The organism is Massilia sp. 01N410, assembly GCF_056399665.1.
On the sequence record NZ_JBFTRV010000016.1, the window covers coordinates 78,787 to 102,217 of the forward strand.

General features: G+C 65.3%; 25 protein-coding genes and 1 tRNA gene. 10 read left to right on the forward strand and 16 right to left on the reverse strand.

Annotation, left to right across the window (positions count from 1 at the left end; genetic code table 11):
- The first annotated feature begins 15 nt into the window (after nt 1-15).
- Both AC1DOP_RS19905 and AC1DOP_RS19910 read left to right on the forward strand, forming a co-directional pair.
- Complete coding sequence (locus tag AC1DOP_RS19905) at nt 16-1,026, forward strand: hypothetical protein (RefSeq protein ID WP_477252941.1); 1,011 nt, start codon at nt 16-18, stop codon at nt 1,024-1,026.
- Nucleotides 1,027-1,035: 9 nt separating this feature from the next.
- Nucleotides 1,036-2,112 (forward strand): hypothetical protein, encoded by a 1,077-nt coding sequence (locus tag AC1DOP_RS19910; protein ID WP_477252943.1) that lies wholly within the window; start codon nt 1,036-1,038, stop codon nt 2,110-2,112.
- Nucleotides 2,113-2,139: 27 nt separating this feature from the next.
- Here AC1DOP_RS19910 and AC1DOP_RS19915 read toward each other — a convergent pair whose 3' ends face one another.
- Both AC1DOP_RS19915 and AC1DOP_RS19920 read right to left on the reverse strand, forming a co-directional pair.
- Nucleotides 2,140-2,553, reverse strand: a complete 414-nt coding sequence (locus AC1DOP_RS19915; RefSeq protein ID WP_442123375.1) for a T6SS immunity protein Tdi1 domain-containing protein — start codon at nt 2,551-2,553, stop codon at nt 2,140-2,142.
- 157 nt (nt 2,554-2,710) lie between these two features.
- Nucleotides 2,711-2,787 (reverse strand) — tRNA-Met (locus AC1DOP_RS19920).
- Between the two features lie 172 nt (nt 2,788-2,959).
- On the opposite strand from AC1DOP_RS19920, the gene AC1DOP_RS19925 reads away from it, so the two are divergent.
- The 5 genes from AC1DOP_RS19925 (at nt 2,960) to AC1DOP_RS19945 (ending at nt 7,252) form a co-directional block, all read left to right on the forward strand.
- A complete protein-coding gene (locus tag AC1DOP_RS19925; RefSeq protein WP_442123374.1) occupies nt 2,960-3,541 on the forward strand; it encodes an NUDIX hydrolase in 582 nt (193 codons plus the stop codon).
- 13 nt (nt 3,542-3,554) lie between these two features.
- A complete protein-coding gene (gene aat, locus AC1DOP_RS19930; RefSeq protein ID WP_442123373.1) occupies nt 3,555-4,277 on the forward strand; it encodes a leucyl/phenylalanyl-tRNA--protein transferase in 723 nt (240 codons plus the stop codon).
- 59 nt (nt 4,278-4,336) lie between these two features.
- Nucleotides 4,337-5,065 (forward strand): arginyltransferase, encoded by a 729-nt coding sequence (locus AC1DOP_RS19935; protein WP_477252946.1) that lies wholly within the window; start codon nt 4,337-4,339, stop codon nt 5,063-5,065.
- Between the two features lie 65 nt (nt 5,066-5,130).
- The gene (locus AC1DOP_RS19940; RefSeq protein WP_442123371.1) at nt 5,131-6,195 is read left to right on the forward strand and encodes a quinone-dependent dihydroorotate dehydrogenase; all 1,065 of its coding nucleotides are present in this window, start codon (nt 5,131-5,133) and stop codon (nt 6,193-6,195) included.
- 10 nt (nt 6,196-6,205) lie between these two features.
- Nucleotides 6,206-7,252 (forward strand): aldo/keto reductase, encoded by a 1,047-nt coding sequence (locus AC1DOP_RS19945; RefSeq protein ID WP_442123370.1) that lies wholly within the window; start codon nt 6,206-6,208, stop codon nt 7,250-7,252.
- A gap of 92 nt (nt 7,253-7,344) precedes the next feature.
- On the opposite strand, the gene AC1DOP_RS19950 is transcribed toward AC1DOP_RS19945, so the two are convergent.
- The 7 genes from AC1DOP_RS19950 to AC1DOP_RS19980 form a co-directional block, all read right to left on the reverse strand.
- The gene (locus AC1DOP_RS19950) at nt 7,345-8,277 is read right to left on the reverse strand and encodes a CysB family HTH-type transcriptional regulator (RefSeq protein ID WP_442123369.1); all 933 of its coding nucleotides are present in this window, start codon (nt 8,275-8,277) and stop codon (nt 7,345-7,347) included.
- On the reverse strand, nt 8,274-9,347 hold the full coding sequence (locus AC1DOP_RS19955; protein ID WP_442123368.1) for a sulfate/molybdate ABC transporter ATP-binding protein: 1,074 nt from the start codon (nt 9,345-9,347) through the stop codon (nt 8,274-8,276). The genes AC1DOP_RS19950 and AC1DOP_RS19955 overlap by 4 nt, the downstream gene beginning before the upstream one ends.
- On the reverse strand, nt 9,344-10,252 hold the full coding sequence (gene cysW, locus AC1DOP_RS19960; protein ID WP_442123367.1) for a sulfate ABC transporter permease subunit CysW: 909 nt from the start codon (nt 10,250-10,252) through the stop codon (nt 9,344-9,346). The genes AC1DOP_RS19955 and cysW overlap by 4 nt, the downstream gene beginning before the upstream one ends.
- A complete protein-coding gene (gene cysT / locus AC1DOP_RS19965) occupies nt 10,253-11,098 on the reverse strand; it encodes a sulfate ABC transporter permease subunit CysT (RefSeq protein ID WP_442123366.1) in 846 nt (281 codons plus the stop codon).
- A gap of 114 nt (nt 11,099-11,212) precedes the next feature.
- Nucleotides 11,213-11,986: a sulfite exporter TauE/SafE family protein gene (locus tag AC1DOP_RS19970; protein ID WP_477252950.1), complete on the reverse strand. Its 774-nt coding sequence runs from the start codon at nt 11,984-11,986 to the stop codon at nt 11,213-11,215.
- Nucleotides 11,987-12,090: 104 nt separating this feature from the next.
- On the reverse strand, nt 12,091-12,729 hold the full coding sequence (locus AC1DOP_RS19975) for a peroxiredoxin (RefSeq protein ID WP_477252952.1): 639 nt from the start codon (nt 12,727-12,729) through the stop codon (nt 12,091-12,093).
- A 36-nt stretch (nt 12,730-12,765) separates the two neighbouring features.
- Nucleotides 12,766-13,152: a diacylglycerol kinase gene (locus AC1DOP_RS19980; RefSeq protein WP_477252954.1), complete on the reverse strand. Its 387-nt coding sequence runs from the start codon at nt 13,150-13,152 to the stop codon at nt 12,766-12,768.
- A 118-nt stretch (nt 13,153-13,270) separates the two neighbouring features.
- Between AC1DOP_RS19980 and AC1DOP_RS19985 the strand changes: the two genes are divergently transcribed.
- Nucleotides 13,271-14,047, forward strand: a complete 777-nt coding sequence (locus AC1DOP_RS19985) for an IclR family transcriptional regulator (protein ID WP_442123362.1) — start codon at nt 13,271-13,273, stop codon at nt 14,045-14,047.
- 133 nt (nt 14,048-14,180) lie between these two features.
- Here AC1DOP_RS19985 and pbpG read toward each other — a convergent pair whose 3' ends face one another.
- The 3 genes from pbpG to AC1DOP_RS20000 all read right to left on the reverse strand — a co-directional run bounded on the left by pbpG (nt 14,181) and on the right by AC1DOP_RS20000 (nt 17,117).
- Nucleotides 14,181-15,293 (reverse strand): D-alanyl-D-alanine endopeptidase, encoded by a 1,113-nt coding sequence (gene pbpG, locus AC1DOP_RS19990; protein ID WP_442123361.1) that lies wholly within the window; start codon nt 15,291-15,293, stop codon nt 14,181-14,183.
- Nucleotides 15,294-15,460: 167 nt separating this feature from the next.
- Nucleotides 15,461-16,156 (reverse strand): nitroreductase, encoded by a 696-nt coding sequence (locus AC1DOP_RS19995; RefSeq protein WP_442123360.1) that lies wholly within the window; start codon nt 16,154-16,156, stop codon nt 15,461-15,463.
- A gap of 16 nt (nt 16,157-16,172) precedes the next feature.
- Entirely contained in the window at nt 16,173-17,117 is a 945-nt protein-coding gene (locus AC1DOP_RS20000) for a DMT family transporter (RefSeq protein ID WP_442123359.1), read from the reverse strand.
- A gap of 291 nt (nt 17,118-17,408) precedes the next feature.
- On the opposite strand from AC1DOP_RS20000, the gene phaP reads away from it, so the two are divergent.
- Nucleotides 17,409-17,978, forward strand: a complete 570-nt coding sequence (gene phaP, locus AC1DOP_RS20005) for a TIGR01841 family phasin (RefSeq protein ID WP_442123358.1) — start codon at nt 17,409-17,411, stop codon at nt 17,976-17,978.
- A gap of 117 nt (nt 17,979-18,095) precedes the next feature.
- Here phaP and AC1DOP_RS20010 read toward each other — a convergent pair whose 3' ends face one another.
- Genes AC1DOP_RS20010 through AC1DOP_RS20025 form a run of 4 tightly spaced genes read right to left on the reverse strand, consistent with a single transcriptional unit; the run spans nt 18,096 to nt 21,767 of the window.
- Nucleotides 18,096-18,818, reverse strand: a complete 723-nt coding sequence (locus tag AC1DOP_RS20010) for an ABC transporter ATP-binding protein (protein ID WP_442123357.1) — start codon at nt 18,816-18,818, stop codon at nt 18,096-18,098.
- A gap of 14 nt (nt 18,819-18,832) precedes the next feature.
- Nucleotides 18,833-19,603, reverse strand: coding sequence for an ABC transporter ATP-binding protein (locus tag AC1DOP_RS20015; RefSeq protein WP_442123440.1), 771 nt, complete (start codon nt 19,601-19,603; stop codon nt 18,833-18,835).
- An 8-nt stretch (nt 19,604-19,611) separates the two neighbouring features.
- The gene (locus AC1DOP_RS20020; protein WP_442123356.1) at nt 19,612-20,820 is read right to left on the reverse strand and encodes an ABC transporter permease subunit; all 1,209 of its coding nucleotides are present in this window, start codon (nt 20,818-20,820) and stop codon (nt 19,612-19,614) included.
- A gap of 17 nt (nt 20,821-20,837) precedes the next feature.
- Nucleotides 20,838-21,767, reverse strand: a complete 930-nt coding sequence (locus tag AC1DOP_RS20025; protein ID WP_442123355.1) for a branched-chain amino acid ABC transporter permease — start codon at nt 21,765-21,767, stop codon at nt 20,838-20,840.
- Nucleotides 21,768-21,976: 209 nt separating this feature from the next.
- On the opposite strand from AC1DOP_RS20025, the gene AC1DOP_RS20030 reads away from it, so the two are divergent.
- Entirely contained in the window at nt 21,977-23,392 is a 1,416-nt protein-coding gene (locus AC1DOP_RS20030) for an OmpP1/FadL family transporter (RefSeq protein WP_477252959.1), read from the forward strand.
- The last annotated feature ends 39 nt before the right edge of the window (nt 23,393-23,431 follow it).

Genomic DNA, 23,431 nt, shown 5'->3' on the forward strand with positions numbered 1-23,431 from the left:
CTACAGGGGGCGGGAATGAAAGCACGAGCATGCATCTGCGTACTGCTGCTGGCCTGGGCCGGCAGCGCCAAGGCCGGGGATGAGACGGCCGACAGCGGCACTTATCTTTCGGTGCAGCACGGCGGCGGCCGCATCGAGGGCGGCCAGGCCGTCGGCAACCGCTGGATGCGCAGCCGCGCCGGCGAACTGCGCATCGGCCGGCCGCTGAACGAGGCTGCCGGCAGCCGCATCGACGTCGTCTACTACAACGAAGGCCACCCCGACAACAATCACCGCGACGGCTTCGCCCTGCAATGGGCCGGCGTCTGGCAGCTCGACGAACGGTTCTCCACCGAGTTCGGCACCGGTCCCTACCTGAGCATGAACACGACCTTCCTCGACGGCCGCCAGCTCGACGATACCCGCTGGGGCCTGCTGCTCAGCGCGGCGCTGCGCATGCGGCTGTTCTCCGCGCCGGAGGGAACGTATCTGCGGCTGGGCTTCAACCACGCCCAGATGCCGGGCGTGCACCGCTCGGACGCCCTGATGCTCGGCGTCGCCCGCCAGTTCGGGCCGGTTGCGCAGGGGCCGATCCGCGAAGCGTCCACGCCGCTCTGGTTCGGCGTGTCGGGCGGCGCAGCGGTCACCAGCATGCCCGGCACCGCCACCGGCCGCGTCACCGTGCTCGATGCCGGCCGCGACCTCGACCACGGCGCCGTGCACTGGGCCTGGTCGGCGCGGATCCTGTTGGAAGGCAGCGACGGCAGCCGCGTCGACCGGCGCGGCCTGGCGAGCCAGCTCCGCTACGTGCAGGAAGTCACGCCGGGCTTTTCGATGAGCGCAGGAATCGGTCCGTATTTCGCCAGGAACCGCCGCGAGCGCGACCAGACCGACGCCCCGGTGCGCGGCAACCTCCTGATCAGCCTGCAGGCCGAGCGCGCCCTGTCGCGCGATACCCAGGTCTTTTTCGACTTCGGACGCGTAAAAACCTTTGTCCGGATGGACGACCGCGATCTGTTTCTGGTGGGGATACGCAAGCGGTATTAAACTTAGGTCATGAACATTAAACCGACCTTATCCGTTTCCCTGCTCGCCATGCTGCTCGCATGCGCCAGCCCCGCCCAGGCCCAGAGCGCTCAACGTACCCAGAACGCACCGACCGACATCACCGATGCCCCGGACGACCACGGCGCCTACCTGTCGGCGATATTCGGCAACGGCCGCATCCAAGGCGGCAATGCCGAGGGTAACGTCTGGATGCGCGGACGCACCTTCGAGGTTCGCGCGGGACGCCAGCAGCGCACCCTGTTCGGTTCGCCCCTGCCGGACACGCTCAGCGAACGAATCGACTTCGTCCATTATAACGAAGGCCATCCGGACAACAACCACCGCGACGGTTTCGCCGTGCAATGGCTGATGGTTCGCCAGCTGGGCGCGGGCAGTGCCATCGAACTGGGCATCGGCCCCTACCTGAGCATGAACACGACCGTCATCGACGGCCGCCAGATCGACGACGCCAACGTCGGCGCGCTGGCCAGCGTGGGCCTGCGGCTGCCGCTGCACTTCATGCCGCAAGGCACCCACCTGCGCATCGGCTACAACCACGTACAGATGCGCAATGTGCACCGCTCCGATGCGCTGATGATCGGCATCGGCCGCCAGTTCGGCCGCTCGGAAGCCGATCCCGAAACCGACCCCGCCGACGGCCAGACCTGGTTCGGCGTCTCGGGCGGCAGCTCGATCACGAATATGTCCGGCACCGACGCCGCCCTGGCCGCCGTGCTGGAAGCGCGCCGCTACCTGGGCGAGCGCATGGAGCACTGGGCCGTGTCCGGCAAGTTCTTGTTCGAAGGCGACGACGGCGCCCGGGTCGATCGCCGCGGCGTGGCCGCCCAGTTGTTCTACGTGCAGCGGGTCACGCCGCGCTTCGCGATCAGCGCCGGACTCGGCCCCTATGTCGCCCGCAACCGGCGCGCCGACAACATCACCCACGGCAACCTGCTGATCACCTTCCAGGTCGAGCACGCCGTGTCGCGCCACGCGCGCGTGTTCGCGAACTTCAACCGGGTCAAGACCTTCCGCCAGACCGACGACCGCGACCTGTTCCAGGTGGGATTCCTGAAGGACTTCTAAGTGTGTTCGCAGCCTCCGTGCGGCTGCTCACTTCCAGCGCGGCAGGCCCTCGAACTGCTGGGCGCCTTCGCCGGCGAAGCGGATCAGTTCGGACAAGGGCACGGTGGCCAGGTTGTCGCGCCCGTAATGGCCGCCCAGCGCGCTCGGTATCTTGAGGCAGTACTTGCGGCCGGCGCTGAGAGGACCCAGCGTGGATTCGGCCAGGTACACCTGTTCGGGCATATACCAGTCGTTCAGGAATTCCTGGTTATACGACAGGGCATCGAGGGCGGCGCGGTCTTCGGCCACCGGTTCGCAGCACAGGTCCTGCGGCGACAGGCGCCAGTAGCGGTCCTCGTCGTCGCGGATGATCAGGTTGCCGAAGGCATTCTCCCCGAGCACTTCCACGGCGTTCAGGCCGGTCCAGCCCCAGGCTTCGTTAATCTCGTCCACAGTTATCATCGAAAGACTCCGCATTCAGCCGACATGTCTTCGACCGGACTGGGCCGCAGGGGTTGCGGCGAAGGAGATGGGGATTGAGGCGCTTCAGGCGCTGCCGGGGCCGGCAGGGAAAATGAAAAGGCCGCTGATCCTGAACAGGATCAACGGCCTTGGAATCTGGTTGCGGGGACAGGATTTGAACCTGTGACCTTCGGGTTATGAGCCCGACGAGCTGCCAGACTGCTCCACCCCGCGTCTGATGGTTCGTATTATACGCAGCTCCGGCCATTTGCGCAATGCCGGTCCGGTTTGCCGGGCCGGGTGCGGCATAAGCTGCTTGCATGGGGCCTCGCAGCGCGTACGGATTGCGGCACAGCCGGCACGATACGGTGGTAAAGTAAGGGCAACGTTACTACCTACTTTTTTCATGAAATTCTGCTCCGAGTGCGCCCATCCGGTGACGGTGGCCATCCCCGAAGGCGACAACCGTCCGCGCTACGTGTGCACCCAATGCGGCACCATCCATTACCAGAACCCGAAGATGGTGATCGGCTCGATTCCTGTCTGGGAACAGGACGGCGAACTCAAGGTACTGCTGTGCAAGCGCGCGATCGAGCCGCGCTACGGCTACTGGACGCTGCCGGCCGGCTTCATGGAAAACGAAGAGACCACCGGCCAGGCCGCGGTGCGCGAGACCGAGGAGGAAGCCGGCGCCAACGTCGAACTCGGCGACCTGTTCACCCTGCTCAACGTCGCCCACGTGCACCAGGTCCACCTGTTCTACCTGGCGCGCCTGCTCGACCTGGATTTCGCGCCCGGCATCGAGAGTCTGGACGTGCAGCTGTACACCGAACACGAGATCCCCTGGGACGAGCTGGCCTTCCCGACCATCCGCACCACGCTGGAGCTGTTCTTCGCCGACCGTCGCAAGGTGCTCGAAGGCGGCAGCTACGGTTTTCACAGCCGCGACATCACGAGGCCGATGCGAGCCCCCGTCGAACCCGATTGACCCATCCCGCACCATGATTCCCTGGCTCGAGGCAAATACGCCGTTCCCCGACGTATCCGAAGCGTTGACCACCGACGCGCCCGGCCTGCTCGCGGCCGGCGCCGACCTCTCGCCCCAGCGCCTGCTGCAGGCCTACCGCAACGGCATCTTCCCCTGGTTCTCGGAAGGCCAGCCCATCCTGTGGTGGAGCACCGATCCGCGCATGGTGCTGTACACCGACCACTTCAAGATTTCCGACAGCCTCAAAAAGACCCTGCGCAAGGTCGAACGTTCGCGCTGCGAGGACGGTCCCTGGGTGGTGCGCTTCGACAGCGCCTTCGAATCCGTGATGCGCTCCTGCGCCGCGCCGCGCAAGGACGGGCCCGGCACCTGGATCTCCGAAGACATCATCGCCGGCTACACCGGCCTTCACCGGATGGGCTATGCGCATTCGGCGGAAGTGTGGCTGGACGGCGAACTTGTCGGCGGCGCTTATGGCGTCTGCATCGGCCGCATGTTCTACGGCGAGTCGATGTTCGCGCGCGTGTCCGACGCCTCCAAGGTGGCGCTGGCCTACCTGGTCGCTTTCCTGCGCAGCCATGGCGTACGCATGCTCGACTGCCAGCAGGAGACCGGCCACCTGGCCTCGCTCGGCGCCTTCCCGATTCCGCGCAAGGTCTTCCTCGACCACCTGCGGCAGGCGATCGCCGAGCCCCCCATCGAGAGGTGGGAAGTTACGTCACCGTTGACCACCTAACGGTGCGCCGCGCCGTCTTTGGCTACAATGGGTCAAACACGTCGTCTCGAGAGCATTGCATGACGCACTTAAATGACTTGCCCTTTTCCACGCTGCAGTTCTATACCACGGCGCCCTATCCGTGCAGCTACCTCGACGCGCGCCAGGCGCGCTCGCAGGTCGCCACGCCTTCGCACCTGATCAACGCGGACGTGTATTCGGAACTGGTGCGCAACGGTTTCCGCCGCAGCGGGATCTTTACTTACCGGCCCTACTGCGACGGCTGCCGCGCCTGCATCCCCGTGCGCGTGGCCGTCAACGACTTCGCGCCCAACCGCAGCCAGCGCCGCGCCTGGAAGCGCCACGCGGACCTGTCCGCGATGGTGGCCAACCTGTCGTTCTCGGACGAGCACTATGCGCTCTACCTGCGCTACCAGACCACCCGCCACGTCGGCGGCGGCATGGACCAGGACAGCCGCGACCAGTACGCCCAGTTCCTGCTGCAGAGCCGCGTGAATACGCGCCTGGTGGAGTTCCGCGAGCCGGACGGCACGCTGCGGATGGTGTCGATCATCGACGTGCTGTCCGACGGCCTGTCATCGGTCTACACCTTCTTCGATCCCGACGTCGAGGGCGCTTCCTTCGGCACCTTCAACGTGATGTGGCAGATCGAGCAGGCGCGCGAGCTGGGCCTGCCCTACGTCTACCTGGGCTACTGGATCGAACAGAGTCCCAAGATGGCGTACAAGATCAATTTCCGGCCGCTGGAGGCGCGCATCGACGGCGTGTGGGGCGTGCTGGAACCTTGACCCCGGGCGGTGCGCCACACCCACCCGTACAAGGTAGAATGTCGGCAACTCACTTTTGGCCAGCCATGTCCGACAAACTCTTGTACGCCCTCGCCCGCCCGCTGCTGTTTTCCCTCGATCCCGAAACGGCCCACAACCTGACCCTGCCCGCCTTGCGCCGCGCGCACGCGCTCGGCCTGACCGGCCTGGTCAGGAAGCCCAGGCCCGACCCGCGCACCGTGATGGGCATCACCTTCCCGAACCCGGTCGGCCTGGCCGCCGGCCTCGACAAGGACGGCGCCTATATCGACGGCCTGGCGGCCCTGGGCTTCGGCTCGATCGAAGTCGGCACCGTGACGCCGCGCCCGCAGGCCGGCAATCCGAAGCCGCGCATCTTCCGCCTGCCCGCCGCGCGCGCCATCATCAACCGCATGGGCTTCAACAACGGCGGCGTCGACGCCTTCGTCGCCAACGTGCGCGCTTCGCGCTTCTACCTGGAGCAGCAGGGCGTGCTCGGCCTGAACATCGGCAAGAACGCCGACACCCCGATCGAACGCGCCGCCGAGGACTACCTGCACTGCCTGCGCAAGGTCTACCCTTACGCCAGCTACGTGACGGTGAACATCTCGTCGCCGAACACCAAGAACCTGCGCCAGTTGCAGGGCGCCTCCGAACTCGACGCCCTGCTGGGCCAGCTCAAGGGCGAGCAGTCGCGCCTGGCCGACGAGCACGGCCGCTACGTGCCGCTGGCCCTGAAGATCGCGCCCGACGTCGACGCCGACCAGATCCGCGACATCGGCGCGGCCCTGCTGCGCCACGGCATCGACGGCGTGATCGCCACCAACACCACGCTCGGCCGCCGCGACGTCGAGAACCTCCGCCACGCCAATCAGCAGGGCGGCCTGTCCGGCGCCCCCGTGTTCGACCTGTCGAACATCGTGATCCGCGCGCTCAAGAAGGAAGTCGGCGATGCGGTCCCGATCATTGGCGTGGGCGGCATCCTGAGCGGCCGCGACGCCAAGGCCAAAATCGCGGCCGGCGCCCAGCTGGTGCAGTTGTACAGCGGACTGATCTACCGTGGGCCGGGGCTGGTGAAGGAGTGTGCGGACGCGCTCAGGGGGCAGAACCCGGTGCTCAGCCGCGCAAGCTGAAAGGATCCGAATGAAGACGAACAAACTCGGCCGCACCGACCTCACCGTCTCCCGCGTCTGTCTCGGCACCATGACCTTCGGCGAACAGAACACCGAAGCCGACGCGCATAGCCAGCTCGACTACGCACTCGAACGCGGCATCAACTTCATCGACACCGCCGAGATGTACCCGGTACCGCCCAGCGCCGGCACCCAGGGCTCGACCGAACGCTTCATCGGCAGCTGGCTCAGGAAATCCGGCAAGCGCGGCCAGGTCGTGCTGGCCACCAAGGCCGCCGGCCCGAACGCGAACCAGACCTGGATCCGCGGCGGCCGGCACAACCTGGATGCGAACAACATCCGCGCCGCCGTCGACGAGAGCCTGAAGCGCCTGCAGACCGACTACATCGACCTCTACCAGCTGCACTGGCCGAGCCGCAACGTGCCGATCTTCGGCGCCAACCAGTTCGAGCCGAAGAAGGAACGCGCCGGCGTGCCGATCGAGGACACGCTGGCCGTGCTGGGCGAACTCATCAAGGAAGGCAAGATCCGCCACATCGGGGTGTCGAACGAGAGCCCCTGGGGCGTGTGCGAGTACATCAAGCAGGCCGAGATGAAGGGCCTGCCGCGCATCGCCACCATCCAGAATCTGTACAACCTGACCGCGCGCGCCTTCGAAACCACGCTGCTGGACGAAGTCTGCTACCGCGAAGACGTGAGCCTGCTGGCCTACAGCCCCCTCGCCTTCGGCCAGCTGAGCGCCAAGTACGTCGACAACCCGCAGGCACGCGGCCGCCTCACGATCTACCCGCCGACCTGGAGCCCGCGCTACTTGCGTCCGGCCGTGTTCGCGGCAGTGAAGGAATATGCGGAACTGGCGCGTGCCAACGGATTGAGCCCTGCGCAGATGTCGCTGGCGTGGTGCCATTCGCGCTGGTTCGTGGGGTCGACCATCATCGGGGCGACCACGCTGGCGCAGCTGAAGGAGAACATCGATGCGGAGAGCACCGTCTTGCCGGTCGAAGTGATGAAGGCGATCGATGAGATTCATGGGCGGTATACGAATCCCGGCCAGTAACTTCTGACCGTCGTCCCCGCGCAGGCGGGGACCCAGGTTGGCAGCCGACCACCGAACCTGGATTCCCGCCTGCGCGGGAATGACGGCGGTAACTATTCCGCCACGACGGGATGCAGCGCCCGCTCGATATCCGCCCGCGTAAAGCCCTGGGCAAACCGCTCGATGAAGTCATACGCATACGCCCGCAGGTAAGCCCCCTTGCGCACCGCCAGCCGGGTCACATTCGGCGCAAACAGGTGTGAGGACTCGATCGCCCGCAGCCCGCGGTCACGTCCATGGTCGAAGGCCATCGAAGCGACGATACCGACCCCCATCCCCAGCGACACATACTGCTTGATCACGTCCGAATCCATGGCGGTGAGGACGATGTCCGGATTCACGCCGGCGGCCGCGAAGGCGGCGTCGATGTGGCCGCGGCCGGTGAAGCCGACGTCGTAGGTGATCAGGGGATACTCGGCCAGGTCGGCCAGCTTGATCGGGCTTTTCTGCAGCAGCGGATGGCCGTCCGGCACCACCACCAGGTGGCTCCAGCGGTAGCACGGGAAGGAGACCAGGTCGGGGAAGGTCGACAGGCCCTCGGTGGCGATGCCGATGTCGGCGCGGCCCGAGAGCACCCATTCGGCGATGTGGTCCGGCGCGCTCTGCTGCAAGGCGATGCGCACGCCGGGGAAGCTGGTGCGGAAGGCCTGCACCACCTGCGGCAGCGCATAGCGGGCCTGGGTGTGGGTGACGGCGACGGTGAGCGTGCCGCTGTCCTGGGCCGCGTACTCGCTGCTGGCCTGCTGCAGGTTCTCGGCCTCGACCAGCAGGCGCTCGATGATCTTGAGGATGCCCTTGCCGGGATCCGTCATGCCGGTCAGGCGCTTGCCGTTGCGCTCGAAGATGACCACGCCCAGCTCGTCCTCGAGCTCGCGGATCTGGCGCGACACCCCGGGCTGCGAGGTGAACAGGGCGTTCGCCACATCGGTCAGGTTGAAATTGCGACGCGCCGCCTCGCGCACTGAACGCAGCTGTTGAAAGTTCATATTCCCTCACCCTGATCAACGAAAACGTGCATGCGGCGCGGCTTCACCAGCAGGGTCTCGCCGTCGCGCAGATTGAGCGCGCGGAACTGCTCATTTGGTATCACTGCTTCGATCAATTGAGCATTGTCGGCGCGCTCCAGGTCGAGCTGGGCGAGCGGGCCGATCGCATGCGCGCGGCGCAGCTTGACCGGCACGCCCTCGCCGCCCGGCACGAAGCGCTCGACCTCGAGGTCGTGCGGACGCACATAGGCGATGCCCTCGCCGTTCTGCACGCCGGCATACTGGGGCGCATGGAACTTCGCATCGCCGCTGGCCAGCACGCCGTCGTTGACGCGGCCGTGGAAGAGGTTGACGTTGCCCAGGAAGCCGTAGACGAAGGGCGAAGCCGGCTGGTTGTAGACGGCGTCCGGCGTACCGAGCTGTTCGACGCGGCCCTTGTTCATCAGGACCACCTGGTCGGCCACTTCCAGCGCTTCTTCCTGGTCGTGGGTGACGAAGATCGAGGTCACGTGCAGTTCGTCGTGCAGCTGGCGCAGCCAGCGGCGCAGTTCCTTGCGCACCTTGGCGTCCAGCGCGCCGAAGGGTTCGTCGAGCAGCAGCACGCGCGGCTCCACGGCAAGGGCACGGGCCAGGGCGATGCGCTGGCGCTGGCCGCCGGACAGTTGCGGCGGATAGCGGTCGGCGATCCAGTCGAGCTGCACCAGTTCGAGCAGCTTTTTCACTTTCTCGCGGATCTGGGCTTCGCTCGGGCGTTCCTTGCGCGGTTTCACCCTTAAGCCGAACGCGACGTTCTCGAACACCGTCATGTGCTTGAACAGCGCATAGTGCTGGAACACGAAGCCGACCTGGCGCTCGCGCACGTGGCTGGCGGAGGCATCGGCGCCGTCCAGCAGCACGCGGCCGGCGTCCGGAAACTCCAGGCCGGCAATGATGCGCAGCAGCGTGGTCTTGCCGCAGCCGGAAGGCCCGAGCAGCGCGGTCAGCTCGCCGTCCGCGAACTGCAGGGAAACGTCATCCAGGGCCGTGAACTGGCCGAACTGCTTGCGAATGTGTTGGACTTCGATCGTCATGCCGATTGCTCCGAAATATTGGCTTTGCGGCTTTGATGCAAGCGCCATTCGATAAAGGATTTCACCGCCAGCGTGACCAGGGCCAGCAGGGCCAGCAGCGAAGCGATCGCGAACGCCGCCGTGAAGTTGTATTCGTTATAGAGGATCTCGACCTGCAGCGGCATGGTGTTGGTCTCGCCGCGGATGTGGCCCGACACCACGGACACGGCGCCGAACTCGCCCATCGCGCGGGCATTACACAGGATCACGCCGTACAGCAGGCCCCACTTGATGTTGGGGAGGGTCACGCGGCGAAAGGTCGCCCAGCCGGACGCGCCCAGCACCAGCGCCGCCTCTTCTTCCTCGCTGCCCTGGGCCTGCATCAGCGGGATCAGCTCGCGCGCCACGAAGGGGAAGGTAATGAAGACGGTCGCCAGCACGATGCCCGGCACCGCGAACAGGATCTTGATGTCGTGGTCCATCAGCCAGGGGCCGAACCAGCCCTGGGAACCGAACATCAGCACGTAGATCAGGCCGGCGATCACGGGCGAGACCGAGAACGGCAGGTCGATCAAGGTCAGCAGGATGCTCTTGCCGCGGAAGTCGAACTTGGCGATGGCCCAGGCCGCTGCCACGCCGAACACCAGGTTCAGCGGCACCGAGATGAGGGCCGCGATCAGGGTCAGCTTGATGGCCGACAGCGCGTCCGGATCGAGGATCGCTTCCTTGTAGGTGGACCAGCCGTTCTTCAGCGCTTCGGCGAACACGGCCACCAGGGGCACGAACAGGAACAGGGTCAGGAACAGCAGCGCCACCGTGATCAATGCGTAGCGCACCCAGCCCGGCTCGAGGGTATTGGTGGCCTTGCGCGGCGCCCGGGCGGCGGCCGCGTCGGCAGGTTTGATGTCGTCGAGGACTGCGCTCATTTACTTGCCCGCCCGTTTGCGTGCCCAGGCCTGCAGCAGATTGATGGCCAGCAGGAGGAGGAAGGAAGCGACCAGCATGACCACGGCGATCGCGGTGGCGCCCGTGTAGTCGTACTGCTCCAGCTTGGTGATGATGAACAGCGGCGTGATCTCGGAAACCATCGGCATGTTGCCGGCGATGAAGACGACCGAGCCGTATTCGCCGGTGGCGCGCGCGAAGGCCAGCGCGAAGCCGGTCAGCAGCGCCGGCACGATGCCCGGCAGGATCACGCGGGTGAAGGTCTGCCAGGGGCTGGCGCCCAGGCTGGCGGCGGCCTCTTCCAGCTCGCGTTCGGCGTCTTCCAGCACCGGCTGCACGGTGCGCACCACGAAGGGCAGCCCGATGAAGGTCAGCGCCACCACCACGCCCAGCGGGGTGAAGGCGACCTTGATGCCGAGCGGTTCCAGGTATTTGCCGATCCAGCCGTTGCTCGAATAGAGGGCGGTCAGGGTGATGCCGGCCACCGCGGTCGGCAGCGCGAACGGCAGGTCGACCAGGGCGTCGATGAAGCGCTTGCCGGGAAACTGGTAGCGCACCAGCACCCAGGCGACGATGCCGCCGAATACGACGTTGATGGCGGCGCCGATCAGGGCCGCGCCGAAGCTCAGGCGGTAGGAAGCCATCACGCGTTCCGAGGTGACGGCGTTCCAGAACGCGTCCCAGCTCATGGTGAAGGTTTTCAGGAAGATCGCCGACAACGGGATCAGCACGATCAGCGCCAGGTAGAAGATCGTGAAGCCGAGCGACAGCCCGAAGCCGGGAATCACCCGGTTGGCGCTGCTGCGGCTGGTCACTAGCGTATTCATGGAAGGGCCTTATTACAATTTCTTCTAATAGGGCGCCATAATTGCACGCGAATTACATATTACAAACGAAGCATTTTCTATTTGTATAGAAGATTTCGGTATGAGGCCGCCGCCTCAGTAGATCAGCTTCAGCGCCACCCCGGCCAGGGTCATCGCCAGCAAACCGCGCAGGAAGCCTTCCGGCACCGCCTTCGCGGCCCAGGAACCGAGGGTGATGCCCGGCACCGAACCGACCAGCAGGGTCACCAGCAGCATCCAGTTGATCGAGCCCAGCCACCAGTGGCCGAAGGCGGCGATCGCGGTCAGCGGCACGGCATAAGCGATGTCGGTGCCCGCGACTTCCGCCGGGCTCAGCTTCGGATACAGCATCACCAGCAGGGTGGCGCCGATCGCACCGGCGCCGATCGAGGACACGGTGACCAGGGTGCCGAGGATGGCGCCGGCGGCGATGGTGGCGGCCGCCAGGCTCCTGCCCTGCAGCTGGCGCCCGGGTCTGGCGTGGACCCAGGCCAGCATGCGGGTGCGGAACAGGATCGCCACCACGGTCAGCAGCACGGAGACGGCGATCGAATAGCGGATCACCTGGCCGATGGCGGCGTTCAGGGGACCGAGGTATTGCAGGGCCAGGGTGGCCAGCAGTGCGGCGGGCAGCGCGCCCATGCACAGGCGGCCGACGATATGCCACTGGACGTTACCGCGCTTGCGGTGGGTGATGGTGCCGGCGCTCTTGGTGAGCGAGGCGAAGGCGAGGTCGGTACCGACGGCCACCGACGGCGTGACGCCGAACAGCAGCGTCAGGAGCGGCGTCATCAGCGAGCCGCCGCCGACGCCGGTCATTCCGACCAGCAAACCGACGGCGAACCCCGACAGGATATACGTTAAGGACATGCTTTACCCCCAGATTGGCTCCAAGGGTAAAGTGCCTCAACCGTAAAGCAAACAACAGATTACTTCTTTGCTTATGCAAGCCTTGCGCATGGGCACGCGGAGCATTACTTGTTCGGCTGCGGGGTGAGGCGCAGGTAAGGACGCGGCGCCGAATAGCCTTTCGGGTATTTCTGCTTGAGCTGTTCCGGATCCTGGATGGTCAGCGGGATGATGACGTCGTCGCCATCCTTCCAGTTGCCCGGGGTCGCGACGGTGTAGCCGTCGGTCAGCTGCAGGGCGTCGATCACGCGCAGGACTTCGTCGAAGTTGCGGCCGGTGCTCATCGGGTAGGTGATGATCAGGCGCACTTTCTTGGCCGGGTCGATCACGAACAGCGAGCGCACGGTGGCGGTGGCCGACTGGTTCGGGTGGATCATGTCGTACAGCTCGGAGACCGATTTGTCCGCATCGGCGATGATCGGGAAGCCGACCACGGTCTGCTGGGTTTCCTCGATATCCTTGATCCAGGCCTTGTGCTGCTCGGCCGGGTCGACCGACAGGGCGATGGCCTTGACGTTGCGCTTGTCGAATTCCGGCTTCAGTTTTGCGGTCAGGCCCAGCTCGGTCGTGCACACCGGCGTGAAGTCGGCCGGGTGCGAGAACAGTACCACCCAGGAATCGCCCGCCCAGTCGTGGAAGCGGATGCGGCCAATGGTGGAGTCCTGCTCGAAATCGGGAGCGGTGTCGCCCAGGCGTAAAGTCATGCTGATCTCCTTCAGGTTAAGGGACTGAAACTGCGGTCAAAAAAAGCGGTTGTACAAGACCACGGCCCAGGTCGCGGCAGCCATCGTGATCGCCAGTGCCACCGCCGCGCTGCCCAGGTCCTTGGCGGCCTTGGACAGCGGATGGCGCTCCAGCGACACACGGTCGACCACCGCCTCGATGGCGGCGTTGATCAGCTCCACCAGCAATACCAGTCCGAGCACCGCGATCAGGGCCAGCTTCTGGAAGGCGGACACCGGCAGCAAGAGCGCGACGATCGCCGCCGGCACCGCCACCATCAGTTCCTGGCGGAAAGCATGCTCATGCCGCCAGGCCGTCTTGAAGCCTTCGATCGAATAACGGAAAGCGCCGGCGATCCGCGCCAGTCCGCCCTTGCTCTTGAACTCGCTGCTTGGTTGATCCATGGGTGTCGTGATTGCTTGCAGGATTGGCATTATGCCCCACTCCGAAACAACGCGTTAAACACAATTTTCACATTATGGTATAAAGTAGAGAAATATACCGCACCGCAGCAAGCACAACATGAAAATGGAAACTCTCGAACCGGCGAAAACTTCCATCCAGGTGATCGAACGCATGGTTGCCCTGCTCGACGTCCTGGCCAGCTATACGGACCCCGTGAGCCTGAAGGAATTGTCGAAAGTATCCGGCCTGCACCCCTCGACCGCGCACCGGATCCTCAACGACATGGTCGTGACGCGCTTCGTCGACCGCGTCGAGCCCGGCACCTACCGCCTCGGCATGCGCCTGCTGGAACTGGGCAATGTGGTAAAGAGCCGGCTGTCGGTGCGCGAAGCGGCGGTCGACCTGATGCGCGCCCTGCACAACAAGACCCGCCAGACGGTCAACCTGTCGGTCCGCCAGGGCGACGAGATCGTCTACATCGACCGCGCCTTCTCCGAGCGCTCCGGCATGCAGGTGGTGCGCGCCATCGGCGGCCGCGGCCCGCTGCACCTGACCTCGACCGGCAAGCTGTTCCTGTCGATCGACGATCCGAAGGCGATCCGCGCCTACGCGACCCGCACCGGCCTCGCCGGCCACAACAAGAACTCGATCACCGACCTCGGCCGCCTGGAACGCGAACTGGCGCTGGTGCGCTCGCGCGGCTATGCGCGCGACAACGAGGAACTGGAACTGGGCGTGCGCTGCATGGCAGCCGGCATCCACGACGACAGCGGCAAGCTGGTCGCGGGTCTGTCGATCTCGGCGCCGGCGGACCGGCTGCAGGATGAGTGGCTGGAAGATCTGGTGAACACGGCGGCGCAGATTTCGGCGACGCTGGGGCATCGGGTTTCATAGGCCCGTCGTTCCCGCGCAGGCGGGAATAGTGCCCCAGCACTATTCCCCCCAAGTTCTGCGTGCGTTTCGACTGCTTAAGCAAGCTTGGGTCCCCGCCTTCGCGGGGACGACGTTTACAAGTTAGCGGTCAGAATTACTGCGCAGTCGTCCCCGGCACCACCGCCGACACCGTCACCGGCACCCCAGCCGCAGCCGACGCCGGAATCGCCGCCGGCTTCAATGCCTCGAGCCACTTGCGCATCCGTCCCGCGTCCGCGGTCCGCGACTGCTTCCCTTTCGAATCCAGGAACACCATGACCACGTTGCGGCCCTGGATCATGGCCTGCATCACCAGGCAGCGCCCCGCTTCGTTGATGAAGCCGGTCTTCTGCAGGCCGATGTTCCAGTCCGGCATGGCCACCAGATAGTTGGTGTTGTGGTACTGCATGCGGCGGCCGCTGGCTTCGACCACGTAGTTCGGATCCGTCGTGTACTGGCGCAGCAGCGGTTCGTGGTGGGCCGTCATGACCAGCTTGGCCAGGTCGCGCGCGCTCGACACGTTCTGGCTCGACAGGCCGCTCGAATCCACATAATGCGTGTCGTTCATGCCGAGTTCTTTCGCCTTGGCATTCATCGCATCGACGAAGGCATTGATACCGCCTGGATAGTTGCGGCCGAGTGCGGCGGCGGCGCGGTTTTCCGAGCTCATCAGGGCAATGTGCAGCAGGTTGCCGCGCGTCATGCGGGTGCCGACGGGCAGGCGCGAGGTCGTGAACTTGTGCTTGTCGACGTCGGCATCGGTGATGGTCAGCACCTCGTCCAGGCTTTGCTGGGCCTGGACTACCAGCAGGCCGGTCATCAGCTTGGTGATAGAGGCGATCGGCAGGGCGACGGTGGAATTCTTTTCGAACAGCACTTCCGAGCTGGCCTGGTCCATCACATAGGCGACCGAGGAGCGCAGCTCGAGCGGATCGTGGGTCTTGGCCAGGCCGGCCAGGTCGCCGGCGCTGAGGAAGGCGATGGCCGGCGCGGCGCGGCGCACGCGCTGGTAGACCACCCTGCGCTTGCCGTGCACCATCTCGATCCGGCGCACCATCTGCTCGCGGTTCTCGGCGGCGATGGACTTGGCGAGGTCGGTGCGCTTGGGCGGGTGTTTCACCCGCTTGGTGCTTACCGCGCGTCCCTTGTGCTTGGTGCCGGCCATGGCTTGCGAGGGTTCAAGCAGGAACATCATGGAAATGGCGGCAGCCAACGCGAGCTTGAGCATCTGAAAATCCTTGAACGCGAACTGAAGAGCACACAATGCAGTGTAGCGAAACACGAGTGAAGCGCAAGGAATGTAACACCTGCGCTCTCATTTTGCTACAACGCAATTTTTCTCACGTTGTAGAAATCTCTTGATAATTCAACAGCTTGCCGCATCAGTATACCGAACTAATCGATGAAGCGCACGAAGCTGGATACCGGCTCGCGTTCCGTTACCAGGCTGTTCTCGATCTTGGCCGGATCGGCGAAACCGAGCGCCATGCCGCAGACCAGCATTTCATTGTCCGGCAAGCCCAGTTGCCCGGCAATGATGCGGTGGAACTGGGTAAAAGCCGCCTGCGGACAGGTGTCGAGGCCGCGTCCGCGCGCCGCCACCATGATGTTCTGCAGGAACATACCGTAGTCGAGCCAGGAGCCCTGCTCCATCACGCGGTCGATCGTGAACAGCAGGCCGACCGGTGCGTCGAAGAAGCGGTAGTTGCGGCCATGCTGGGCCGCCATCCCGGCCTTGTTCTCGCGCGTCAGGCCCAGCAGTGAGTACAGGTCCCAGCCGACCTTGCGGCGCCGGTCGATGAAGGGCGAGACCCATTCGCGCGGATAGTAGGCGTATTCCTCGGAGTGTTCCTTCGCCTGCTGGGGGTCGCGGTAGGCGTCGAGGATCGCGTTGCCCAGGCGCTCCTTGGCTTCGCCGGTCAGCACGTAGACTTTCCAGGGCTGGGTATTCGTGCCGGACGGCGCGCGCGACGCGACCTCGAGGATGGCTTCGACGTCTTCGCGCGCGACCGGGGTGTCCAGGTAGGCGCGGATCGAACGGCGCGTGGTGATGGCCGCGTCGACGGCCTGTTGCTGTGGGCTGGTGATCATGGAAAATCTCCTTGGATTATTTTTTGACGACGAAGGCCACGCCCATCACCGCGACCGCCATGCCCACCAGTCCGAGCGGGCTCAACGCTTCGCCGAACATCAGCCAGGCCATCACGGCCGTGGTCGGCGGGGTCAGGTAGAGCAGGCTGGTGACCTTGGTGGCGTCGTTGCGGCTGATAAGGCGGAACAAGAGGAAGATGGCGCCGATCGACAGCGCGAAGATGGACCACAGCAGCGCGCCGAGGAACTGCGGGGTCCAGTGCACGTTGCCGAGCGAGGGGCCGAAACCTTCCAGCGCCACCGCGGGCGGCAGCAGCAGCAGGGCGCTGGCCGTGAACTGGATCAGGGTGCCGGTGCGCAGGTCGAAGTGCGGGCAGAAGCGTTTCTGGTACAGGGTGCCGCAGGTGATCGACAGCAGCGCCAGCACGCAGAAGCCGATGGCCGTGGGCGCCAGGCCGTTCAGGCTGATCTTGGCGTAGACGACCAGGGCCACGCCGCCCAGGCCGAGCAGCAGGCCCAGCCACTGGCGCGCGCTGACCCGTTCGCCGACCAGGGGCGCGGCAAAGGCGGTCAGGATGGGTTGCAGGCCGACGATCAGGGCCGACAGCCCGGCCGGCATGCCGATCTTGATTGCGCTCCAGACCCCGCCCAGGTAGCCGGCCTGCAGCAGCAGCCCGGCGACGGCGACGTGCAGGATGCGTCCGTGCGGCCACGGCGCCCGGCTCAGCAGCACCAGCGGCAGCAGGACCAGTATCGCGCCCACGCAGCGCAGGATCAGGAAACTCAGCGGCGGCGCATACGGCAGGCCGTACTTGGCCGCGATGAAGCCGGTACTCCAGAGGACGACGAAGAACAGCGGCACCGGCGACAGCCAGGCGGCGCGCGCCGGCGATGCGGACCGGACCGTTGAAGCCTGGGCGGGCGGCGTGGCGGCGGTATCGGAAGAGGTGTCGGGGGTCATCGGATTGCCAGTCTAGCATGCTGCCCGGGTCGCCGCCGGCCGCCCAGTTGCCAGCTCGATTGTTGTATCCGTGCAAACGGAATGCCACGCAAACGATTGCCTGCATTGATATAACTCAAAACAAGCACTTTCTGTTGTGCGCCGCATCAAAAGTGCTTGACGCATAATCGGAACCCGGTAAAATCGAATTATGTTGCGGCGCACAAAAGAGGTTCAGAACGCTGCCAGCATGCATCCGAGCAACATCCGGGTCCACCCAAGTTCAATATTTGTCCAATACTGGAGAACTACATGTTTGCATTCCCCGAGCAGTTTTCGAACGCGACCAAAGCTAATCTGGATTCCCAATTCGCCCTGCTGACGGCCCTGACCTCCAAGACTTTCGAGGGCATGGAAAAGCTGGTGGACCTGAACATCAACACCGCCAAGACCGCGCTGGAAAATTCGTCGGCAACCGCACGTCAGCTGCTGGCCGCCAAGGATCCGCAGGAATTCTTCTCGGTGACCGCCGCCCAGGCCCAGCCGAACGCTGAAAAAGCCCTGTCGTACAGCCGCCAGGTTGCCGCCATCGCCGCCGACACCGGCGCCGAGTTCTCGCGCGCCGCCGAAAGCCAGTTCGCCGAAGTCAACCGCAAGGTGATCTCGCTGGTCGACGAAGTGACCAAGAACGCCCCGGCCGGTTCCGAGACCTATGTGTCGGCCCTGAAAACCGCCATCAGCAACGCCAACGCCGGTTACGAGCAGTTCACCAAGACCACCAAGCAGGCCGCTGAAGCGATCGAGTCGAACCTGAACGCCGCCGTGTCGCAGTTCACCCAGGCTGCCGGCAAGGCCGCCAACGGCGCTGCCAACGCTGCCTGATTAATTTTTGCCGTTTGGCAAAAGAACGGCCCGGACTGCGTGAGCGGTCCGGGCCGTTGTTTTTCTGCCGTCATCCCGCGAGCTTATGTTGCGTCATTCCCTATACGTAGAAGCAGATCATTCGCCCAGGTAAGCCGCCTGCACCCGCGGATCATTCAACATGTCCGCCGCATTCCCCATCATGGTAATCGCCCCCGACTCCATCACATAGGCACGGCTGGCAGCCTGCAGCGCCAGCCGTGCGTTCTGTTCCACCAGCAGCACGGTAATGCCCTGGGAAGACACGTTGCGGATCACCTCGAAGATCTTCTCGACCATGATCGGCGACAGGCCCATCGAGGGCTCGTCCAGCAGCAGCAGGGTCGGATGGCACATCAGGGCGCGCGCCATCGCCAGCATCTGCTGCTCGCCGCCGGACAGGGTGCCGGCCAGCTGGTTCGCGCGCTCTTTCAGGCGCGGGAATACCGTGTACCACTTGTCGATGTCGGCCTCGATCCCGGCCTTGTCGTCGCGGGTGTAGGCGCCCATCAGCAGGTTTTCGTGGATGCTCATGCGGGTGAACACGCCCCGCCCTTCCGGCACCATCGCCAGCTTGTTCTGCACCAGCTTGAAGGACTTGGCGCTGCCGAGAGGCTGGCCGAGGTAGGACACGCTGCCTTCGACCTTGCAGGCCGGCAGGGTGCCGGTGATGGCTTTCAGGGTGGTGGTCTTGCCCGCGCCGTTGGCGCCGATCAGGGTCACCAGCTCGCCGCGATTGACCTCGAGGTCGATGCCCTTGACGGCCTTGATGCCGCCGTAGGCGACCTTGAGGCCGGCAATTTTAAGAATGTTCTCGCTCATCAATGACTATCTTTTCACACTGAGCCGGTGCCGAGGTAAGCCTCGATCACCGCCTTGTTCTTCTGGATCTCGGCCGGCAGGCCTTCCGCGATCAGCTTGCCGTATTCCAGCACCGAGATGCGGTCGCACAGGCCCATCATGAGCTTGACGTCGTGCTCGATCAGCAGGATGGTGACGCCGGCGGCCTGGATCTTCACCAGCAGCTCGCGCAGCGCCAGCTTCTCGGTCGCGTTCATGCCGGCCGCCGGCTCGTCCAGCGCCAGCAGGCGCGGTTCGGTGGCCAGCGCGCGCGCGATCTCGAGGCGGCGCTGGTCGCCGTAGGACAGATAGCGCGCGGTGCGGCTCGCGAACTGGCCGATGCCGACGAAGTCCAGCAATTCCTGGGCCCTGGCGCGGATCGCCGCTTCTTCGAGACGCGCCGCCTTGTGGCGCAGGATCGCGCCGATCACGCCCTGGCGGGTGCGCACGTGGCGTCCGACCATCACGTTCTCCAGCGCCGTCATCTCGCCGAACAGGCGGATGTTCTGGAAGGTGCGGGCGATGCCGGCCTTCGCCACCTCGTGCGGCGCCGACGGCGAGTAGGGCTTGCCGCCCAGCTCGAAGCTGCCGGTATCCGGCTGGTAGAGGCCGGTGATGACGTTGAAGAAGGTGGTCTTGCCGGCGCCGTTCGGGCCGATCAGGCCATAGATCTGGCCCTGCTCGATGCGGATGCCGACATCGGTCAGGGCCTGCAGGCCGCCGAAGCGCTTGTTGACGCCGGAGATGTTCAGCAGCGCAGTCGTCATGGTCGCGCTCATGCCGCCTCCTCCGCTTCTGCTTTCGCGAGCGCCGCGGCCGGACGGTCTTCCTTGCGCGGCGACGGCCACAGACCGGCCGGGCGGTACAGCATGATGACCACCATCGCCAGGCCGTACAGCAGCTGGCGCAGCACTTCCGCCTCGATCAGCACCTTGCCGAACAGGGTGCGCTGGGCCGGCTCGACCACGTGGCGCAACACTTCCGGCAGCGCCGCCAGCAGCACGCCGCCCATCACCACGCCGGGGATGTGGCCGATACCGCCCAGCACCACCATCGCCAGCACGGCGATCGATTCGGTGAAGGAGAAGGATTCCGGCGAGATGAAGCCCTGGAAGGCCGCGAACATGGCGCCGGCCACGCCGCCGAAGGAGGCGCCCATCGAGAACGCCAGCAGCTTGACGTTGCGGGTGTTGATGCCCATCGCCTTGGCGGCGATCTCGTCCTCGCGGATCGCCACCCAGGCGCGGCCCAGGCGCGAATGCTGCAGGCGGCTGGTCATGAAGATGGTGACGATGCACAGCAGCAGGAACAGGAAATAGTAGGCGTTCACCGACGGCAGCTTGAGCCCGCCGATATAGACCGTGGCGCGCGAGCCCGCCTCGCCCGCCAGCGACACGCCGAAGATGCGGATCGGATCGATCAGGTTGATGCCCTGCGGACCGTTGGTGAAATTGATCGGATCGTTCAGGTTGTTCATGAAGATCCGGATGATCTCGCCGAAACCGAGGGTCACGATGGCCAGGTAGTCGCCGCGCAGCTTCAGGGTCGGGGCGCCGAGCAGCGCGCCGAACAGTCCCGCCACGAGGGCCGCCAGCGGCACGATCGCCCACACCGACAGGTGGATGCCGTCGGTGCGAATGCTCTCGCCGAACAGCGCCGTCAGCGAATCGCCCAGCGCCGGCGAATAGTTGACGACCGATTCCAGCAGCGAGGCAAACTGGGGCGAAGCCATCAGGCCGGTGAGGTAGGCGCCGACCGCGAAGAAGGCGATGTAGCCGAGGTCGAGCAGGCCGGCGAAGCCGACCACGATGTTCAGGCCCAGCGCCAGCATGATGTACAGCAGGGCCATGTCGAGGATGCGCACCCAGGAGTTGCCGAACTGGCTTGCGACGAAGGGGAAGACGAGCATCACCGCCAGCAGGATGGCCATGCTGGCATAGGCCTGGCGCGGTTTGTCGGCGGTGTCGAAGGTCAGGAGAGCCATGTTGTCGTTTCCTTTCCTCAGGCGCGGTCGGCCACGCGTTCGCCCATGATGCCGGACGGGCGCACGGTCAGCACCAGGATCAGCACGATGAAGGCGAAGATGTCCTGGTAGTTACTGCCGAGGAAGCCGCCGGTCAGGTCGCCGATATAGCCGGCGCCCAGGCTCTCGATGATGCCGAGAACGATCCCGCCGATCATCGCGCCATAGATATTGCCGATGCCACCCAGCACCGCGGCCGAGAAGGCCTTCATGCCCGGCACCGTGCCCATCGCGAACTGGATCGACGCATAGTTGGCGCCCCACATCACCCCGGCGACGGCGGCCAGGGCCGCGCCGATGGCGAAGGTGGTGACGACGACGCGGTTCGAATCCACGCCCATCAGGCCGGCCACGCGCGGGTTCTCGGCGACGGCGCGCATCGCGCGGCCCATCTTGGTCTTCTCGACCAGGAACACCAGGCCCATCATGGCGCAAGCGGCCAGCACCAGCAGCAGCACCTGGGTCTGCGAGATGACGGCGCCGCCGACCATGATCGGTTCCGAGGATAGCAGCTGCGGGAAAGGCAGCGGGCTGCGGCCCCAGATCATCATCGCGATCGTCTGCAGCAGGATCGAGACGCCGATCGCGGTAATCAGGGGCGCCAGGCGCGGCGCGTTGCGCAGGCGGCGGTAGGCGATGCGTTCGATCAGCACGTTGACCAGCATCGCCACCGGGATCGCGCCGACGATGGCGATCGCCAGCTGCAGTCCGCCGGCCATGCCGGGGAAGCTGGCGTCGAGGAATTTCAGGATGCTCAGGCCGACCATGGCACCGATCATCAGCACGTCGCCGTGGGCAAAGTTAATCAGGTTCAGCACGCCGTACACCATGGTGTAGCCGAGCGCGATCAGCGCATACATGCTGCCCAGCACCAGTCCGTTCAGGATCTGCTGGATAAAAGTTTCCATTGTGGGTTTTCTCTTTCTCTTGTTGCGCCGCGCGGCGGCAGACCACATTTCCGAGCGACATCATCATATTACATCCATGACCCACGCATGAAAAAAATGCCATGCCGCCGTCACAAATTTGCCGTCTGTAGTATGCTCCGCGCCTCGCGACCTCAGCCATACCCATGCCGGGGCCGCGCATAGTCAATACAACAATCAGCGAGACTTACTTGAAACAAAAATACCTGACCCTGATGGTCGCCGTGGCCCTGGCCGGCGCCTCCGCCACCGCCGCCGCCTCCGGCTACCGCTTCGGCTCCCAGAGCGTGTCCTCCCAGGGCACCGCGGAAGCCAACGGCGCCGAAGCCGCCGACGCCTCCACCATCTTCGCCAACCCGGCCGGCCTGTCGCGCCTGGAAGGCAGGCAGATCATGGGCGGCGTGACTGCCGTCGTGCCGCACTCGAGCTACCTGGATGCCGGCTCGACCCGCTTCACCCGCACGCCCACCGGCGGCCAGGCGTCGCAGGACGATTACGTGCCGGGCGTGGTCGCCGGCCCCTCGCTGTACTACAGCCAGAAGATCGACGGCCAGTGGAGCGCCGGCCTGGGCGTCTTCGTCCCCTACGGCACCAAGCTGGACTACGACAGCAACTGGGCGGGCCGCTATTCGCTCACCAACATCAAGCTGGAATCCGTCAACCTGAACCCCTCGGTCGCGTTCAAGCTCGATGAGCGGCACGCCTTCGGCTTCGGCATCGACATCGAATACATGAAGGCCCGCCTGGGCCAGGCCGTCGACGTGCCGGGCACCATCGCGGCCGCCCAGGCCGCCGGCACCGGCGCCGCGCTGGCACGCCAGATCGCGGCCATGGGCGGCAACCCGGCCGCGCTGGCATCGGCCGGCGACGCCCATGCCGGCGTGGAAGGCAAGGACTGGGGCTATGGCTTCAACCTGGGCTACCTGTTCTCGCTGGACCAGAACACCCGCTTCGGCATCGCCTACCGCTCCTCGATCAAGCATGAGCTGAAGGGCGGCGCGGTGTGGGACTTCTCGACCGTGAGCGGCGACAAGGTCGTGAACGGGGTGCTGCAGGCGGCCGCGCGGCGCGCCAACTCGGCCGCCCGCGTCGAGATCCGCACCCCGGAAACCCTGTCGCTGAACGCCTTCCACCAGTTCGACGAAAAGTGGGCCGGCATGGCGGACGTGACCTGGACCCGCAACTCGCGCATGCAGAACATCGACATCGAATTCGTCGGCACCGGCGAAGGCGACGAGGTGATCCGCCAGCAGTGGAAGAACACGGTGCGCGTGGCCCTGGGCGCCAACTACAAGCTGAACGAGAACGTGACCTTGCGCGGCGGCATCGCGCATGACGACGCCCCGGTGCGCAGCAGCGAACTGCGCCACGCCGCCCTGCCCGACGCCGACCGCCTGCAGCTGTCCTTCGGCGCCAACTGGAAGCTGAGCCCGGCCTCGTCGCTCGACCTGGCCTACACCTGGCTGGACTTCAAGGATGCGCCGGGCAGCTATACCAATAACTGCAACCCGGTCGCCACTACCTGCACCGGCAACGGCGAGACCACGCGCGGCACCTGGAAGACCCATATGCAGCTGATCGGCCTGGCCTACAGCTACAAGTTCTGAGCGGCCGCTGAATGAACGAAGCCGGCACCTCCTCGCGGG